The sequence below is a fragment of the Providencia sp. NPDC089933 genome (genome assembly GCF_049545585.1).
GTDB lineage: Bacteria > Pseudomonadota > Gammaproteobacteria > Enterobacterales > Enterobacteriaceae > Providencia > Providencia huashanensis.
Map to the genome: position 1 here is coordinate 39,305 of NZ_JBMWDT010000009.1, position 15,986 is coordinate 55,290.

A 15,986-nucleotide genomic window follows, 5' to 3' on the forward strand; every position below is an offset into this window, starting at 1 on the left:
AATTAGGGTCATGTACCACTAGGCTGAAACTGGCCGAACGATGCCGGAGGACTTTAAGCAAGCCTTGGACATCATTCGGTATGCGATACCGAGCTAATTGCTACGAAGAAAGACGGTCACGGACCGCCTATAATCTACAGAGGGCTAATCAATCTCTCCAATTACAAAGTTAAAAAATACACATTTTTGCAAAGTAGAACAAAGTTAGCGCAAAACAATCATAGGTATTTCTGTTTGCTCAATCATTTCCATTGTATTACTACCTAAAAATATACTTGCTAATTTAGAGTGAGAAAAAGCACCCATCACAAGCATATTAACACCACTGCTTTCTTTGTACTTCATTAAAGCATCAAAAATTTTCCCTTCTAATAAACTAGCTTTCACCTCAAAGCCGCTATTAGTTAATAACTCTTTCGTTTGCTGGAATTTTTTTTCTATGTTTGGTGCGCTATTTTTTACAGTGACTAAATGGCAGGTCAAATCATGTAACAGCCCACCTTCAATAATACGTTGCACGGCTTGGTCCGCAGTTTCTCTGCCATCATAAGCAAGCATAAAGCTTCTAGGTGTTTTAAATGACTGATTCGCAATTAGTATTGGTGTGTGGACTCTACGAATAATTTGTTCAATATGAGAGCCAAGTGTCTTGAAATCTCCAGCATGTTGTTGACCAGACTTCCCAATAATAATGAGTCTTGCATCATTTTCAAGAGCACAAATGGCTTCAACAATACCACTGTGACGCTGTGTTTTTTCAACATCATGGCAACCGTTGGCAACCAAAAGAGCCTTGGAGTGTGCCAAGATTTCCTTACCAAGGGATAAAGCAACTTTACTGCGTTGTTCGTCTAAAGCGGCCATTTCATTGAGAAGTGAAGAGCGGGCGCCAAGGCCAATGGCTCCACTTAAATCTTCTGTAGCTGGTGAGTGATTTTTTTCAATAGCATGCAGTAGCAAAACAGGTTTATTCAACTGTTTAGCAGACCAACAAGCGGCTGCACATACCTGATCAGAAACCACAGAGCCATCAATACAGGTAATTATCTTATTCATAAGTTTCTCCTTAGTGGCCTGCCATTAATTTTTCAACTTCCTTTGGATCGTTATGGACGCCAAATTTATCAACAATAGTTTCTGTCGCCTCACTCATTCCAATAATTTCAACTGTCGCACCTTCCCGCCTAAACTTAATAACGACTTTGTCTAAAGACGACACGGCAGTAATATCCCAAAAATGCGCTTGGGTTAAGTCAATGGTTACCTTATCAACCGCTTTTTTAAAATCAAAGGAATCAATGAACTGTTCAGATGAGGCAAAGAAAATCTGACCAACCACACGATAAGTACGTGAAGCATCATCAGTTTGCGCTGTTTTAACTACCATGAAGCGACCAATTTTGTTTGCAAAGAATAACGTTGCCAATAAAACACCAACGAAGACACCAATCGCTAGGTTATGTGTTGCCACCACAACAATAACGGTCGTGATCATGACGATATTGGTTGATAATGGATGCTTTTTTAAGTCTTTAATTGATGACCATGAGAAGGTTCCGATTGAAACCATGATCATAACGGCCACCAGCGCCGCCATCGGGATCTGTTTTATCCATTCATCCAAGAATACAACAAGGATAAGTAAAAATAGGCCCGCACTAAAGGTAGATAGTCGCCCACGACCGCCAGATTTTACGTTGATAATAGACTGCCCTATCATGGCACAACCAGCCATACCACCGAGTAATCCAGAGCCAATGTTGGCAATACCTTGACCTTTACATTCACGGTTTCGGTCACTTTGAGTATCCGTCAAATCATCAACAATCGTGGCTGTCATCATTGACTCTAATAAACCTACAATGGCAAGACCTAAGGAATAAGGAAGGATAATCATCAACGTGTCGAAATTTAGTGGCACATCAGGCCATAGAAAAATAGGAAGCGTGTCCGGTAATTCCCCCATGTCACCAACGGTTCGGATATCCAAACCTACGATCATCGCAAATGCGGTGAGAACAACAATACATACTAAGGGTGAAGGGAGAGCTTTGCCGATAATCGGGATATATGGAAATAAATAGATGATAGCTAAACCTATCGCCGTCATAGCATACACATGCCAAGTGACATTGGTAAGCTCAGGCAATTGAGCCATAAAAATTAAAATAGCAAGCGCATTAACAAAACCTGTTACGACAGAACGAGATACAAAACGCATTAGGCTCCCTAACTTAAGGTAGCCAGCAACTATTTGGATCAAACCGGTGAGCAATGTTGCAGCAAGCAAATACTCAAGACCATGCTCTTTTACCAACGTAACCATGAGTAATGCCATTGCGCCTGTTGCAGCGGAGATCATACCCGGGCGACCACCCACAAACGCTATAACAACTGCAATACAAAATGAAGCGTAAAGACCCACTTTGGGGTCAACACCTGCGATGATGGAAAATGCAATCGCTTCAGGTATTAGCGCTAAGGCAACAACAGTACCTGCTAAGAGGTCTCCCTTGATGTTGGAAAACCATTCAAGTTTCATTTTTTCGAGCATAGATAGCCTTATAAACTGAGAGACAATGCAGGCATACAAAATTAAATCGCAACAACGATTAACTTCATGCGCAGATTGTCATATTTTTTACTAGGGGTGAATTTGTTCGACCAAAGACCTGCCATTGGTGGATACGGCATAAAGTGAGTCACGTTGATAAATGTGACTTTAGAGGAGAGTCTGGCGCCTAGGGTGGCGTAATATGCAAAACGAGTTCCTTTCTATAAGAGTTCAGATTATAAAGAATTTAGATTATAAAAATAACTATTCATGATACCGTAGATAATCTGTAGTGGCAACTTAAGGGGACCCTATACACATAATCAGGCCACTACCAGTTGAGTTTCTGGGGAGCTTAGTAAGAGAAAGCCAACGGAGTATCCCACCGGTTCGCTAAGCGCTCCAGATAGCCATAACGATTTCTTTATTTTTATCGTTTTTAATTACGAGTAATAGTAGATAATTTTGACGGTATTATTGACGGTATCACAGAGCATAGAGTAGGGTTAATTTTGAAAGACGATAATGTCAGTATTCAATTAACTTAATTTGTGGCTACCCTAAGGTTTAAATGTGAAAAAAGTTTTAGTTGCAGGTGCTACAGGCTATTTGGGGCAATATCTCGTTGCAGAATTAAAAAAACAAGGTTATTGGGTCAGAGCGCTTGTCAGGAGACAAAACCAACAAGGGTTGGTGGCTAGTGCCGATCATATCTATGTTGGGGAAGTGACGGAACCGAACACACTGCATGGTGTTACTGAGGGAATAGACGTCGTTATTAGTGCGGTTGGAATAACCCGACAAAAAGATGGTTTGACCTATATGGATGTTGATTATCAAGGTAATATCAACCTATTAGATGAAGCAATAGCTGATGAGGTAAAGCAATTTGTTTATGTTTCAGCTATCGATGGCGATAAAAACCGACACTTAAAGATATTTGAAGCAAAAGAACGTTTTGCGGATGAACTCAAACAATCTTCTCTTTCTTCTATTATCGTTCGTCCCAACGGCTACTTTAGTGATATGGGTGATTTTTTGAAGATGGCAGCTTCTGGGCGAGTTTATTTGTTCGGTGATGGTCATGTGCAAATTAACCCAATTTCGGGTAAAGATTTGGCTGAATTTATCGTTAAGGCCCTTAATCAGGGGCAAGCAAGGCAGGAACTATCTGTGGGAGGGCCTGAAGTGCTTTCTCTAAATGATATTGCCAATTGTGCAGCCCAAGCCTTAGGACAAGATATCAAAATTAGCTATCTCCCTGACTGGGTTCGTAGGGGAAGTATTTTTGCAGTTCGGCATTTCACGCCGCAAAAGTTTTATGGCCCAATTGAATTTTTTCTGACATTTATGGGGGAAAGCCACTTAGGTGAACCTGTAGGAGGTGATCGACTCGAAGATTTTTATCGTAACGAAGTTAACATGCTGAAAAAAAGTAGATAACTGACTTGAAATATCTAGTTCGCTGGGTCAATAGGGAAATAAGCAGGGATCAATATTACAGTTCAATAATAACGCCTGCGGCGATAAAGACGAGTACAAGAGTCGTAATCGCGACATAAACATAATCTCGGTCACGTATAAAAAAGGCTAGCATTAAAATAACGCGTAATACAGGCAAAAGAATAAACAATGCAATGCCCGCACTCACAATGTCAGAGCCATGTAGTGGAAGTAGGGATGTGCCCCAAAATGGTTTTAAAGCGGTTAAGGCTACACCAATGGCAATCAAGGTTGTCGCTAACCATGTTCCGTAGCGAAGTAACAGAGCGATGACTTGGTCCCGTAATTCTAAATACCCTTTCTCAGACTTCATAGTGTCCCAGCAAAAATGTGTATATCAAAAGCGCTCATAAGCATTTGAAATGCTAAAAACGCCAGAATGATGACAAAAAAGATACGCAATTTATCGGCAGGTAGCCCTATAAGTAAGCGTGCTCCGATAATTGAGCCAATAACTGAACCTAAGGCGATAGGGCCAGCAACATTAATGTCAATATCCCCTCGAACAAAATAAGCCCCTGCACTGGCTGCTGCTGTCACCCCAATCATGAAATTGGATGTAGCGCTTGAAACTTTAATGGGAAGACGCAAGGCGCTATCCATGGCAGGTATTTTGAGTACACCAGAGCCAATTCCTAATAATGCCGAAATCAACCCCGCCCCGTACATGAATATCATCCCAAGAGGAACACGACTGACGTAATAGGGGACTTCCTGCCTAGATTGGCTTTCTGGAAAACTGGAATGTAAGCGTAAGGTTGTAGCCCAGCGAGTTTGATTGATTGGAGTAGCAGCAATGACTTCATATCGGCGAGTTAACATCTGTTTAGCTGAAATTGTGAGGATCATGGCAAAGAGGCCATACAGTACAGGGGGGGATATGAGCCCAATTAACAACACCCCTGTCAAGGCACCAAATGTAGTGGCTGTTTCAAGTACAATGGCTAGACGGGTATTGGTTAGGCGATTTTTGAGAAACTGACCTGCACTACCACATGAACACGCTATGACGGAGACCAGGCTTGCTCCAATGGCGGCGTGGATTTCTACACCAAAAATTTGCGTGAGAATTGGCACAATAAAAATGCCACTTGCCATCCCCAGTATTCCACCAAGCGCACTTGCTGCACAAGCCGCGATAAACAGTAATAGAGCGTCCATTATTTAGGCTTTCTGTGAGGTGCGTGGACGACGTGTTAAACGCGTGGCGAAGCTAATCAGATCACCGCGATAGTAGAGCTTTTCATAATCAATGGGCTGGTGGTCTGTGGTATAGGATGTTCGTTCGATTAAAAAGATCGCACTACCTGTATCAATATTGAGAGCAAGAGCGACATTAGAAGGGGCTGTAATAGCTGCAAGGCGATATTCTGCCTCAGTTAATGGGATAGCGTATTTATCTTCGAGTAGAGAAAAGATGGGTTCAGCATCTAAATCGTGTGTGATAATTTTTTCTCCAATTTCTTGAGGGAGATAGGTTTCATCGAAAGACATGGCGATGCCATCGGCAAGGCGGACACGCTGGAGCCGCATTACGGCACTTCCAGGTAAGATGCCAAGTTGCTCAGCTACATGTGTATCGGCAGATACGATTTGCTTGTCTAATAGGCGAGCCGTTGGGATACGACCAAGGGCTTGCATATCCTCAACAAACCCAGTCAACTCAGTGAGTTCTTGGTTGATTTTAGGCATGGTCACAAAGGTCCCTTTACCACGCCGGATTTCAATTTGTTCGCGCAATACAAGGTTCTCAATCGCCTTGCGTACTGTTGTGCGGCTTACATTAAACCTTTCTATTAGGCGATCTTCGGGAGGCAATTGGCTGCCTGGGGGGTATATACCATTGGAAATATCAGCCGCGAGAGCTGATTCGATTTTTGCGTAAAGCGGTAAATGTTCAGGATTAATATTCATATCATCATCATGACATCATGATGTCACTATGTCAATGTTGTCTATGAGGTGACGAATGTAATTAAAAATAGCCCTATAGAGCCCCAATAATGGGCGAATATGATATGCAAGATAGCCATGTGGTAAGCATTAAATAAGCTGCTATCAAGCCATCAAGAAATAAGCCAAATGGAAGGTAACAGTGTAATAAATATAAGTAATGGGTTGGGGAGGATTAGGTGCGATAAGAAACATTGATTATGTTTATGCGTACAACGTGACTTTTTATGCATTAAAAGTGAATTATTACTTGTTCAAATTATTCAAATTGATATTATCACGGTGAAATGTATTTATGCAGGTCAACGTCCCCAAAATGAGAACAACAACGGATTGGGGTGAATATCACTATAGTTAAGGAATAATTTGTGGCTTTTCGTTTAAAATATCTTGCATTACTACCGCTATTTGTTGCTACGACAGCATGCCAACAACCGTTTAATACTAATGCTAATGATGTAGCAACACCTGTAGTACAAACCCAATCCGTAGTGGTTAATAACTCATGGATTGAAATCTCACGAGGCGCATTAGAATTTAATGTGCAAAAAGTTCAAGCTCTATTAGGCGATAAATCCTCTCTTTGCGCGGTATTGAAAGGGGATGCTTACGGTCATGACCTTTCATTAGTTACCCCCATTATGATTGAAAACAATGTTCAATGTATTGGCGTAACAAACAACCAAGAATTAAAAACAGTGAGAGACTTAGGTTTTAAAGGCCGTTTAATGCGAGTGAGAAATGCGACTGAGCAGGAAATGGCACAAGCGACACAATATGACACGGAAGAACTCATTGGTAATTTAGCAATGGCGCAACGTTTGAATGCGATTGCAAAACAACAAAATAAAATCATTCCTATTCATTTAGCGCTAAATTCGGCAGGGATGTCCCGTAATGGACTCGAAGTAAGCCATGCCGCTGGTTTGAATGAAGCGAAGCAGATTTCAGAATTACCGCAATTAAAAATCGTGGGAATTATGTCTCACTATCCAGAGGAAGATGAAGCTCAAATCCGTAAAGATCTTGCAAAATTCAAGAAAGGATCACAACAAGTCTTGGCGGTAACTGGAATAAAGCGTGAAGATGTGATGCTGCATGTGGCGAATACTTATGCAACTATTACTGTCCCCGAGTCGTGGCTAGATATGGTGCGTGTAGGAGGGATCTTTTATGGTGACACCGTTGCAACGAACGACTATAAACGTGTAATGACGCTTAAATCAAATATTGCTGCGGTGAATCATTACCCTAAAGGAAATACTGTGGGTTATGACAGAACTTATACTTTGAAACGAGATTCTGTTTTGGCCAATATTCCTGTTGGTTATGCTGATGGCTACCGTCGAGTATTTAGTAATACTGGTCATGCATTGATCAATGGCCAAACTGTTCCTGTGTTAGGAAAAACATCAATGAATACCGTTATGGTGGATGTTACTGATTTAAAAAAAGTCAGCCCAGGTGATGAAGTCGTATTTTTTGGTAAACAAGGGAATGCCGAGATAACGGCTGAGGAAGTTGAAGATATCAGTGGCGCACTTTTTACAGAGATGTCGATCCTGTGGGGCGCAACAAATAAACGTGTTTTAGTCGACTAGTTTTAATCTCGAAATATTCAACTTGAACCCGCGATTATCGCGGGTTTTTGCATATTAAATACGATTCCAGATAAAGTGCAATGTATTGTTATAAGTTTATAAAGTATAGGTCTATAAAGTGCTGTTTAGCTTAATTAGTATCGAAACCTTAACCTTGATATGTTAGCTTGAATAAGTCGTTATAAGTGATAAAGCAAATAGAAGAATTAGAAGGATATTATATTATGTATCAAGTTGATTTACATGCGCACACCATTGCCAGCACCCATGCATATAGTACGGTGAGTGAATATTTTACGGAAGCGGCAAGCCGTGGTGTAAAGCTATTTGCGATCACAGACCATGGACCTGAAATGCAAGATGCCCCTCATGAATGGCATTTTGGTAATATGCCTATCTTACCTCGGATTGTTGATGGTGTTGGTTTACTGTATGGTATTGAAGCTAATATAAAAAATAAGCTGGGTGAGACAGACTGTAATGAAAAAATAGCACGTCATCTGGATATTATATTAGCGGGTTTTCATGAGCCGGTATTAGAGCCCCAAAGTTTAGCTGATAATACAGAAGCCATGATTGCAACGATCCGCAGTGGTAAAGTGCAAATTATTACGCACCCTGGAAACCCTAAGTACCCCATCGATATTAAAGCGGTTGCTCAAGCGGCGAAAGAAAGTAATGTTGCTTTAGAAATGAATAACTCATCATTTCTCCATTCCCGAGCGGGTAGTCAAAAGAACTGTTTAGAAATTGCAAAAGCGGTTAAAGACAGTGGAGGTTGGGTTTCGCTGGGGTCTGACTCTCACTTTTCAGGTTACTTAGGTCGTTTTGACCGTGTCATTGAAATGCTGGACTCTATTGATTTCCCACAATCTCAGATCCTGAATGTAACACCACGTCGTGTGCTTGATTTTCTTGAATCTCATGGGCGTAAACCAATCCCTGAATTTTCTGATTTCTAAGTATATTGCTTAGGATATTCTGCAATAAGAATGAAAGCCGCTCAGTCAGATATGAGTCCGGCTTTTATTTTTAGTTCTGCATTAGGTGAAGAATATAATATCAGTTTAATGATAATAAATTAAAAGCAGAGAAAAAAGAGAGCAAAGAAAAATCTGCGCAGGCGGGCAAGCCTGTAAAATAATTTAATGGAATGTCGTTAACGTCACGGTGTCATGGGAAATAATTCTATGGCGCTGCATGATGGCTGATATGGTATACTGCTCATTATTTTTAAATCAGTGATGTTTATGAACTATCAATGCCCCCTTTGTTTTAAACCCCTTCAAAAAGTACAAAATAGCTTTCGTTGTGAAGCTAACCACCAGTTTGATTGTGCAAAAGAAGGTTATGTTAATTTATTACCTGTGCAACATAAACGTTCAAAAGACCCCGGTGATAGCGCAGAGATGATGCAGGCTCGTAGGCAGTTTCTTGATGAGGGGCATTATCACCTGATGCGTGACAAAGTTTCAGAAAAAATAGCCCAATTTATTCCGTCATCAAATATGAGTTTGCTAGATATTGGTTGTGGGGAAGGGTATTACACTGATTATTTTGCACAAGAACTGAAAAAGCAAGACGAGCAAGCCACGGTCTTTGGGTTAGATGTGTCTAAAGCGGCAATCCGTTACGCGGCTAAGCGTTATAAATCAGTACATTTTTGTGTGGGGACTAGCCACCGATTACCTTTTGCGGATACAAGTTTCGGTAGTATTGTCCGAATTTATGCACCATGCAAAGGGGAAGAATTAAGCCGTATCTTAATATCTAAGGGGACTCTAATTACCGTCACTCCAGCAGCAGAACATCTGCAAGAATTAAAAGCATTGATTTATGATGAAGTGAAATTGCATCCTGTTAAAGAAGAAAATCTACCTAATTTTGTTCTATTAGACGAAACACGGTTAAATTATAAAATGTCACTGGCAGGCAGCGAAGCTTATGAATTGCTAGCAATGACGCCATTTGCTTGGCGTGCGTCTGAAGAAGTTAAGCAAGGTTTATTATTATCTGATGTGAAGAATTATACTGCTGATTTCTTGATCCGGGTTTACCAATATCAGGGTGAGTAGAACGCTTAAAATTGCCCCCTAAGATAATTAGGGGGCAACAAAATTATGAAGCGTACATAAATAATTCAAGGTGCTCGAATAAGATATTAAACCCGATACCAATTAATACTAATCCGCCCACAATTTCGGCTTTTTTCCCTAATAATGGGCCGACATAACGGCCGATCATCATCCCAACAGTCGCCATTATCATCGTCATTAAGCCAATAGTCATTGCAGTATGAACGATGTCTACTTGTAAAAAGGCTAAACCAAGACCGATTGCCATTGCATCAAGACTAGTGGCTATCGCTGAGAATATTAGGTTTGTTGAGCTATGACTTGACGGCTTTGAACAACATTCTTCATCTTTTGTTTTAATGCTCTGCCAAATCATACGAGCACCTAAAACAAATAATAAAGCAAATGCAATCCAATGATCCCAACGAATGACATATTGACTTGCAAGTATCCCAATACCCCAACCTATAATTGGGGTTATGGCTTCAATGAAGCCAAAAATAAATCCAGTGCGGAGAATTTCTCTGAAGCGAGGTTTATGCAAAACAGCACCTTTGCAAATGGCTACAGCAAAGGCATCCATGGATAGTGCAAGGGCTAAGATAAGGGTAGCGTAAAAGCTCATAACAAGAACCTCGGTTGGGTGTTTCCATATACACATAAATTACCCCCAACCAAAAGGCTTATTTATGTGTCTATGGTCTTGCCAACCGAATCTGGTGTCCGCACCACGTTTGAAACCAAACGAGTATGTTGATACGGACTTTCTGGTATATATATAATACCAGAACAGGCTACTCCCCAATGACGTTGAAAGAAAGATACCACATTTTATTTTAAAGGCAACAATTAATTAATTGTGGATATTAAACGTTAGTGAGAATTATTATCGACTAGGATATTAAGAAAAAAAAGGTTAATTATAAATTTAATTAACCTTAGTTTTATTATGAATATATATAATGATTATTTATGATTAATTAGAAACTCATAAATTCTTTGTAAATCATCAAGATGAGATACTTTTATGTAAATTTTCTTTTGTTCTAACCCTATTATTAATATGCCATCTTCAGATAAATTCATTGTTTTTATTCTTTCGTATAAAATAAAAGTATTGGCAAAATAAAACCCAGTTTGTTTAAAAAATAGCTTAGGTGTTCTTATAAATGCCAAGTAAATAGACATGAATATAGTAACCAATAATAAGTAAGTGGTTAATAAATTACCATGGCGAACAATATTTGTGTAAATAACAATACATATTAATACAATAAAAATGATGGCATCAATACGATGTTTTCGTTTTAAGTTGATCTTTAATAACGTTTTGCCTTTCAGTAAATGCTGAATAAATTCGTCATAAATTGCATACACAAGCATGAGCAAAATGATAATAGCGAGAATGGCATCATTGAAAGTCATTGGAGCGCCCTTGGATAAGTAAACATGTGCAGAGCTTAAAATTAAAAAAGGGAGGCTGCAACCTCCCAATTCAAATAATTACAAGAGAATTATGGTGCTAAGAATTTCAGCCAAGCACCTAAGATACCAAGACCGAAGAAACCGATAATAATCCATAATGCATTAACTTTATGGCGTAAGAGCCACATACATCCGAAGGTTAATAACAATGGCACTAAACCAGGCATTAATTGGTCTAGGATCATCTGTACAGTCGTAATATCTTCTACACCTGTAGTTTGGTTTTTGATGCGCGAAACCTCAAGTGGAATATTGACGTGTGTCCACTTGTTTACTAAGGCCCCCATAACAAACAAACCAAGTATTGAAGCTCCCTCTGTTAATTTTTGTAGGAAGCCGCCCCCCATATCTTGAACAATATCGATCCCTTTCTTATAACCATATGAAATTCCATAGTATAAGGTGAGTAACCGTACTAGGTTGAATAAAAAGAAAAAGAGTAATGGGCCGAGTAAACTACCTGTCATCGCGATCCCAGCACCGAGTGCCGCAAAGACAGGGCGTACTGTTCCCCAGAAAATTGGGTCACCGACACCAGCAAGAGGCCCCATGAGACCGACCTTGATACCGTTGATTGCCCCGTCATCAATGTCTGCACCATTAGCGCGTTGTTCTTCCATTGCCATCGTCACGCCAAGGACCGGCGCTGCAACGTATGGGTGCGTATTGAAAAATTCTAAATGGCGTTTAATCGCTTGTTTACGGTCGTCATTATTTTCTGGATAAAGGCGGCGAATAACAGGGATCATTGAATAGCAGAAGCCGAGAGCTTGCATACGTTCAAAGTTCCAAGAGCCTTGGAATAAATTGGAACGCAAAAAAACACCGCGAATATCGCTCTGAGTCAGTTTTTTCTCTGTAGATTGAGTTGTGTCAACCATGATTGCGTTCCTCCTAGTCTAATTCATTATCAAGATTGTTGTTACTATTCCCTTGGCTCACAACAACTTGAGATTTGTTGTATTTAGGGCTGAGTTGGATGTAAAGTACGGCCATGACAACACCAATGACACCCAGAGCAACGAGGTTGAAATCTGTAAAGGCTGCAGTGACAAAGCCTAGGTAGAAGAACGGCATCAGATAGCCTGCACGCATCATATTAATGACCATTGCATAACCAACAACAACAATCATACCTCCAGCGATATTTAAGCCACTTGTGACAACTTCAGGGATTGAACTTAGCAGTTGCTGAACCTCGGATGTCCCTACAGAAACAGCAACAATAAGCGCAGGAATAGCAACGCGCATAGCTTGCAAGACCAGTGCTGAAACGTGAACTACGCTTAGATAAGTCAAGTTACCAGTCGTTGTAGCCCTATCAGCTGCGTGTTGGAACGCAACAGTAATGGTACGTACGATAATGGTTAATACTTGCCCAGCAGCTGCAAGAGGAATGGCTAATGCGATACCAGCACCAATGCTTTGCCCACCGGCGATGACCAAAATGGTTGAAATAATTGAGGCGAGTGCAGCATCAGGTGCGACCGCGGCACCGATATTCATCCACCCCAAAGCTATCATTTCCAAAGTACCACCGATGATGATACCTGTTTTCATGTCTCCCAAAACGATACCAATAAGCGTACAGGCAACGAGAGGGCGGTGAAACTGGAATTCATCGAGGATTGACCCCATCCCCGCGATACATGCAACGATGAAGACCAGTACTATTTGAACAACGGTAAGTTCCATTGTTTAATCTCCTGTAACCAACAAGTTTTAAAATCTGTTTGAGTAATGGATAAAGAACTAAAATAAAAAATTGTATTAAGCATTATTTTTTGAGCTTGCTAATTAAGTCCATCATGTAGACTTTGTTGTCAGATGAAACTTTTCTGACTTCAAGCTCAATATTTTTGTCATTCAAATAATTAAATGCATCGATGTCTTCTTGGTTGATTGAAACCGCATTGGTTACCATGGTTTTACCATCATGGTAAGCCATACCACCAATATTAACGGACTTGATTTCAACACCTTCTTCGACAATACGTTTAACGTCTGTTGGGTTAGTAAACAGCAACATAACACGCTCACCTGCATATTTCGGGTTGTTATAAACGCGAATGCATTTAGCGACATCAACAACATGAGCGGTTACCCCAGGTGGAGCGACTTGTTTGAGTAATGTTGAACGGACTTGGTCTTTTGCTACCTCATCACTGACAACAATAATTCGCTTAACTTGCGTTTCTTTGGTCCAGCGAGTTGCCACTTGGCCATGAATTAGACGGTCATCAATACGGGCAAGGGCTATTACCATATGTTCACCCGGACCAGCTTTGATTGGCGCTGGAGCAGGAGTACTTGGTGCCGCTGCTGCGGGCGCTGTTTCAACTTCTTTGAACTTAAATGAACGAACGCCACCACGACCAGTTTCTAATGCTACAGTGATCAGTTCGCTCAAGGTGGGGTTATCATCACGACACATAAAGGTTTCAACTAGCATTGGAACATTTACGCCAGTGATGATGTCATAGTTTTCATGTTGATTAACGATACGACTTGCGGCATTAAATGGGCTACCTCCCCATGTATCAACTAAAAACAGTACGCCTTTTGAAGTATCTAAATCAGTTAGTTTTTGAGTGTATTTATCAAACAGGGTGTCTGCATTTTCCCCAGGGATAAAATCAATAAACGAAACATTGTCTTGTTCGCCTATTAACATCTCGGTTGTTCGAAGAAGCTGTTCTGCAGCGACTCCGTGTGTACCAATCATAATAGCTATACTCACTATTTTTCCCTCATAGATAGATAAAACGAAATATTATCTGTAGATAAAACGGATGCTAAAGTTAGACTCCTCTTTATCAATTTCCCCTGTATCATAATATTAGCTGAATAATTACAAATTACTCATGGTATCCATAAGCCAGCTACTTATCTTGTTAGTATCGAGTCCATATGTAGCATAACATTTTGTTTTAACCTAAAAACTTGTTTCGCGTCAGAAAAATAAGAATATACCTAAAATCACTTATTAATTTGCGATTATTATCTTTTTATTTGTTTTTTGTTGTGCTTTGTTTTTATCAATTTCTAATTAAGTAGATTATTATTGTGTTACAGGTAACGAAAAATTAAGCAAAAATAGGCTGCCATTGATTTTTTGGTTAAAAAATGGGCGGGTTGGCGGGGGGGGGTTGATTGTTGATAAATAATGTAAAGAAGCACTTTTAGCATAAAATAGCATAGCTTCCATTTTGATGCTGTTGATGAAATATATAATAAACAGTAAAAAACAAGGTTTTTTGTGGGGGAAATGATTAATTAAACTTGAAGGTTGTGGTAGGAAAAGACAGTGCTAACCGAATGAGCGCTTAATTGCAGATAAAAACGCCCTCAATGCTATCGACTTGATAATAGAATAAAGAGGGCGTTAACGTGTTTACCGTAGGTTAAAACTAATCACATTGCACCTTGATAGCTAAACCACCGCGGGAAGTTTCACGGTATTTGGCATTCATGTCCTTCCCTGTTTCGTACATAGTTTCAATCACTTTATCGAGAGAAACACGAGGTTCACTGGTTCTACGTAATGCCATTCTTGCTGCATTTATGGCTTTGACTGATGCGATTGCATTACGCTCAATGCAAGGCACTTGTACTTGCCCAGCAACAGGGTCACAGGTTAGTCCTAAGTTGTGTTCCATGCCAATTTCAGCGGCGATACAAACTTGCTCTGGGCTGCCTCCAAATAGCTCGGTAAGGCCTGCCGCAGCCATTGAACATGCGACACCGACCTCACCTTGACAGCCAACTTCAGCTCCTGAAATTGATGCGTTCATTTTATATAAAATGCCAATTGCGCCTGAAGCTAAGAAATAGCGCATATACAGCTCAGGGGTAACAGGCTCAATACAATGATTGTAATAAGCTAATACGGCGGGGACGATACCACATGCTCCATTGGTAGGGGCAGTGACAACGCGGCCTCCTGCGGCATTTTCCTCATTAACGGCTAAGGCATACATATTGATAAGGTCGATAACATTCATCGGGTCATTTGAAAGTTTACTTGATGATGTGACCAGTCGATTTAGTGCCGGTGCTCGACGAGGAACGCGTAGCGGGCCCGGTAAGACGCCTTCAGTATTTAAGCCACGCTCAATACAAGCTTGCATCGTGTGCCACACATCAGCGAAGTATTCTTCAATTTCTTGTTTAGTATGGAGATCTAGCTCATTTTTCATCATTAAACTAGAAATAGAAAGACCTGATTTTTTGCAATTCAATAATAATTCGTCAGCAGAATTGTATGGATACGACACAGGTTTGCTATCAAGGATGGATTGACCAAAATGTTCTTCATCGACGATAAAACCACCGCCGATAGAATAATAAGTTTTGGTATAAATTTCTTTATCACCATTAAATGCATGAATTGTCATGCCATTCTCATGTAAAGGCAGGTTATCTTGACGAAAATTCATGCCGCCTTCATTTGGAAAGTCAACAACCTGAGTTCCATTAGCTAGCGGGAGTTTCTCTGACTCTTCCACATTTTTGATAAAAGTTGGAATAGATTCAATGTCAACGGTGGCAGGCATATTACCTGCTAGCCCCATAATAATGGCGATATCAGTATGGTGCCCTTTTCCAGTAAGCGATAATGACCCGTAAACATCCACAGAAATACGAGTAACGTTAGGCAATATGCCTTTGCTTACCAAATCATCGACAAATTCTTTCCCAGCTTTCATCGGACCGACGGTATGAGAGCTTGAAGGGCCAATGCCCACTTTAAACATGTCGAAAACGCTTATCACGCAGGACTCCTTAAAAAAAAGATGAAAATATAGTGCTTTA

General features: G+C 40.4%; 15 protein-coding genes and 1 riboswitch. Of the genes, 4 read left to right on the top strand and 11 right to left on the bottom strand.

Translation table 11 applies throughout. The features are described 5' to 3' along the window. Nucleotides 1-204 precede the first annotated feature (204 nt). Together ACPEH5_RS13650 and ACPEH5_RS13655 are read right to left on the bottom strand one after the other, a co-directional pair. On the bottom strand, nt 205-1,056 hold the full coding sequence (locus tag ACPEH5_RS13650) for a universal stress protein (RefSeq protein WP_129465975.1): 852 nt from the start codon (nt 1,054-1,056) through the stop codon (nt 205-207). 10 nt (nt 1,057-1,066) lie between these two features. Then, complete coding sequence (locus ACPEH5_RS13655) at nt 1,067-2,554, bottom strand: SulP family inorganic anion transporter (RefSeq protein WP_042843572.1); 1,488 nt, start codon at nt 2,552-2,554, stop codon at nt 1,067-1,069. A 573-nt stretch (nt 2,555-3,127) separates the two neighbouring features. Between ACPEH5_RS13655 and ACPEH5_RS13660 the strand changes: the two genes are divergently transcribed. Then, nucleotides 3,128-3,997 carry an SDR family oxidoreductase gene (locus ACPEH5_RS13660; RefSeq protein WP_071548137.1) on the top strand — a complete coding sequence of 290 codons (870 nt, stop codon included), beginning with the start codon at nt 3,128-3,130 and terminating at the stop codon, nt 3,995-3,997. A gap of 55 nt (nt 3,998-4,052) precedes the next feature. On the opposite strand, the gene ACPEH5_RS13665 is transcribed toward ACPEH5_RS13660, so the two are convergent. Genes ACPEH5_RS13665 through ACPEH5_RS13675 form a run of 3 tightly spaced genes read right to left on the bottom strand, consistent with a single transcriptional unit; the run spans nt 4,053 to nt 5,971 of the window. Further along, complete coding sequence (locus ACPEH5_RS13665; protein WP_042843574.1) at nt 4,053-4,370, bottom strand: DUF1634 domain-containing protein; 318 nt, start codon at nt 4,368-4,370, stop codon at nt 4,053-4,055. Further along, nucleotides 4,367-5,218 carry a sulfite exporter TauE/SafE family protein gene (locus tag ACPEH5_RS13670; protein WP_166685053.1) on the bottom strand — a complete coding sequence of 284 codons (852 nt, stop codon included), beginning with the start codon at nt 5,216-5,218 and terminating at the stop codon, nt 4,367-4,369. The genes ACPEH5_RS13665 and ACPEH5_RS13670 overlap by 4 nt, the downstream gene beginning before the upstream one ends. A 3-nt stretch (nt 5,219-5,221) precedes the next feature. Then, on the bottom strand, nt 5,222-5,971 hold the full coding sequence (locus tag ACPEH5_RS13675; protein WP_281111164.1) for a GntR family transcriptional regulator: 750 nt from the start codon (nt 5,969-5,971) through the stop codon (nt 5,222-5,224). A 407-nt stretch (nt 5,972-6,378) separates the two neighbouring features. Here ACPEH5_RS13675 and alr point away from each other — a divergent pair, with 407 nt between their 5' ends. From alr to rlmA, 3 genes are all read left to right on the top strand, one after another. After that, on the top strand, nt 6,379-7,611 hold the full coding sequence (alr, locus tag ACPEH5_RS13680) for an alanine racemase (RefSeq protein ID WP_129465970.1): 1,233 nt from the start codon (nt 6,379-6,381) through the stop codon (nt 7,609-7,611). A 224-nt stretch (nt 7,612-7,835) separates the two neighbouring features. After that, on the top strand, nt 7,836-8,573 hold the full coding sequence (locus ACPEH5_RS13685; RefSeq protein WP_166687279.1) for a phosphatase: 738 nt from the start codon (nt 7,836-7,838) through the stop codon (nt 8,571-8,573). Nucleotides 8,574-8,861: 288 nt separating this feature from the next. After that, on the top strand, nt 8,862-9,686 hold the full coding sequence (gene rlmA, locus ACPEH5_RS13690) for a 23S rRNA (guanine(745)-N(1))-methyltransferase (RefSeq protein ID WP_048607338.1): 825 nt from the start codon (nt 8,862-8,864) through the stop codon (nt 9,684-9,686). Nucleotides 9,687-9,729: 43 nt separating this feature from the next. Here the strand turns inward: rlmA and mntP are convergent, their stop codons facing one another. The 6 genes from mntP to ACPEH5_RS13720 form a co-directional block, all read right to left on the bottom strand. Then, nucleotides 9,730-10,311 carry a manganese efflux pump MntP gene (gene mntP / locus ACPEH5_RS13695; RefSeq protein WP_129466346.1) on the bottom strand — a complete coding sequence of 194 codons (582 nt, stop codon included), beginning with the start codon at nt 10,309-10,311 and terminating at the stop codon, nt 9,730-9,732. Nucleotides 10,312-10,358: 47 nt separating this feature from the next. Next, a riboswitch (yybP-ykoY riboswitch) is annotated at nt 10,359-10,501 on the bottom strand. A 151-nt stretch (nt 10,502-10,652) separates the two neighbouring features. Further along, nucleotides 10,653-11,111 carry a DUF986 family protein gene (locus tag ACPEH5_RS13700; protein WP_048607316.1) on the bottom strand — a complete coding sequence of 153 codons (459 nt, stop codon included), beginning with the start codon at nt 11,109-11,111 and terminating at the stop codon, nt 10,653-10,655. An 89-nt stretch (nt 11,112-11,200) separates the two neighbouring features. After that, complete coding sequence (locus tag ACPEH5_RS13705) at nt 11,201-12,052, bottom strand: PTS mannose transporter subunit IID (protein WP_042843581.1); 852 nt, start codon at nt 12,050-12,052, stop codon at nt 11,201-11,203. A gap of 13 nt (nt 12,053-12,065) precedes the next feature. Next, nucleotides 12,066-12,866, bottom strand: a complete 801-nt coding sequence (locus ACPEH5_RS13710) for a PTS mannose/fructose/sorbose transporter subunit IIC (RefSeq protein ID WP_042843583.1) — start codon at nt 12,864-12,866, stop codon at nt 12,066-12,068. Between the two features lie 82 nt (nt 12,867-12,948). Beyond that, nucleotides 12,949-13,911, bottom strand: a complete 963-nt coding sequence (gene manX, locus ACPEH5_RS13715; protein WP_206074965.1) for a PTS mannose transporter subunit IIAB — start codon at nt 13,909-13,911, stop codon at nt 12,949-12,951. A 670-nt stretch (nt 13,912-14,581) separates the two neighbouring features. Then, nucleotides 14,582-15,946 carry an L-serine ammonia-lyase gene (locus tag ACPEH5_RS13720; RefSeq protein WP_131680768.1) on the bottom strand — a complete coding sequence of 455 codons (1,365 nt, stop codon included), beginning with the start codon at nt 15,944-15,946 and terminating at the stop codon, nt 14,582-14,584. Nucleotides 15,947-15,986: the final 40 nt, after the last annotated feature.

Bases quoted from the DNA above. Each gene is read 5' to 3' on its own strand.
- ACPEH5_RS13705 (WP_042843581.1), bottom strand. From the start codon at position 12,052: ATGGTTGACACAACTCAATCTACAGAGAAAAAACTGACTCAGAGCGAT.
- ACPEH5_RS13670 (WP_166685053.1), bottom strand. From the start codon at position 5,218: ATGGACGCTCTATTACTGTTTATCGCGGCTTGTGCAGCAAGTGCGCTT.
- ACPEH5_RS13665 (WP_042843574.1), bottom strand. From the start codon at position 4,370: ATGAAGTCTGAGAAAGGGTATTTAGAATTACGGGACCAAGTCATCGCT.
- ACPEH5_RS13655 (WP_042843572.1), bottom strand. From the start codon at position 2,554: ATGCTCGAAAAAATGAAACTTGAATGGTTTTCCAACATCAAGGGAGAC.
- ACPEH5_RS13675 (WP_281111164.1), bottom strand. From the start codon at position 5,971: ATGAATATTAATCCTGAACATTTACCGCTTTACGCAAAAATCGAATCA.
- ACPEH5_RS13650 (WP_129465975.1), bottom strand. From the start codon at position 1,056: ATGAATAAGATAATTACCTGTATTGATGGCTCTGTGGTTTCTGATCAG.
- mntP (WP_129466346.1), bottom strand. From the start codon at position 10,311: ATGAGCTTTTACGCTACCCTTATCTTAGCCCTTGCACTATCCATGGAT.
- ACPEH5_RS13700 (WP_048607316.1), bottom strand. From the start codon at position 11,111: ATGACTTTCAATGATGCCATTCTCGCTATTATCATTTTGCTCATGCTT.
- ACPEH5_RS13685 (WP_166687279.1), top strand. From the start codon at position 7,836: ATGTATCAAGTTGATTTACATGCGCACACCATTGCCAGCACCCATGCA.
- ACPEH5_RS13710 (WP_042843583.1), bottom strand. From the start codon at position 12,866: ATGGAACTTACCGTTGTTCAAATAGTACTGGTCTTCATCGTTGCATGT.
- rlmA (WP_048607338.1), top strand. From the start codon at position 8,862: ATGAACTATCAATGCCCCCTTTGTTTTAAACCCCTTCAAAAAGTACAA.